General features: G+C 73.4%; 1 protein-coding gene. It reads left to right on the top strand.

Annotated features, from left to right (window positions below; all coding sequences use genetic code 11):
* A partial coding sequence (locus I3F54_RS31835) for a polyketide synthase dehydratase domain-containing protein (protein ID WP_240122401.1) occupies positions 1–1,293 on the top strand: 1,293 nt, incomplete at both ends.

The following is a 1,293-nucleotide window of genomic DNA, read 5'->3' as shown; positions in this document are numbered from 1 at the left end:
CCCGGACCCCCGCCACCACCGTCGACCTGCCCACCTACCCCTTCGACCACCACCCTTACTGGCTGGCCGACGACCGCGCCCAGGGTACGTCCGACGCACCGGACCAGGCCACCTGGCACCCCCTGCTCGGGCCGGGTCTGGAACTCGCGGGCAGCACCAGCACGGTCTACTCGGGTCGGCTGTCACCGCGGACGCACCCGTATCTCGCCGATCCGGTCACCGGTACCGCACAGCTCCCCGGCACCGCACTCCTGGAACTCGCCCTGCGCCTGGGCCAGCGGGAAGGAGTGCCGCAGCTCGACGATCTCACCCTGGAGCAGCCGCTTCCGCTGCCCCCGTACGGCACGGTCGACCTCCAGGTGACCCTGGAGGGACCCGACTCCGCGGGACTGCGGGCGCTCAGCGTCCACGCGCGCCGCGAGGGCGAACCCTGGACCCTGCACGCCAGAGGCCTGCTCGCCCCGGCGACCGCGACCGGTGCTTGTGACCTTTCGGAGCGGGCCGTCGACGTGACCGTGCCCGAGCACGGCGGCTTCGCGTTCCACCCGGCCGCCCTGGAAGCCGCGCTGCGTCCCCTCCTGCCCGACACCACCCGCCCGGACACCGTCCACGTGCCGACGTCGTGGCGCGGGGCGCTGCTGCACGCCCCGGACTCCCGGCTTGCGGGGGACCTGCGCATACGGCTCACCCCGACTGGGCCCGACGTGTTCGGCCTGACGGTGACCGACGCGTCCGACGCGCTGGTGGCGACCGTGGACGCGATGGGTGTCACCGCTGTGCCGCTGGCCGATCTCACCCCGGCCGGCCTGCTGCACCATGTGGTGTGGGAACCCGTGCTCGGGGTCGTCGCCCCGGACACCCCGCAGCTGCCGGAGCCGGTGGTGGTGGGGGTGTCCGCGGGTGATGCCGTGGAGGAGGCCGTGGCCACGGTGTTGGCTCAGCTGCGGGACTGCCTGGCTGGTGATGGGCGTGTGGTGGTGGTGACGGCTTCCGGTGACGCGGCGGGGGCCGCGGTGGGTGGATTGGTGCGGTCGGTTCAGGCGGAGTACCCGGGGCGGTTCTTCCTCGTGGAAGCGGATGCGGACTGTGAGGAGCAGGTGCTGCGGGCCGCGCTCGCCGGTGATGAGCCTCATGTGCGGGTGCGCGACGGTGGGGTGCTGGCGCCGCGTCTGGTGCGGATGACGGAACCGGTGGGCGCAGGTGCCGGGACGGTGTTCGGGTCCGAGGGCACGGTGTTGGTGACCGGTGCGACGGGGACGCTGGGCCGGGTGGTGGTGCGGCATCTGGTGGAGC

Origin of the sequence: Streptomyces sp. MUM 2J (genome assembly GCF_022414535.1) — a bacterium.
In the GTDB taxonomy this organism is placed as follows: domain Bacteria; phylum Actinomycetota; class Actinomycetes; order Streptomycetales; family Streptomycetaceae; genus Streptomyces.
The sequence above is the reverse complement of the archived record's forward strand: the minus strand, read 5'-3'. Positions and strand labels throughout refer to the sequence as shown.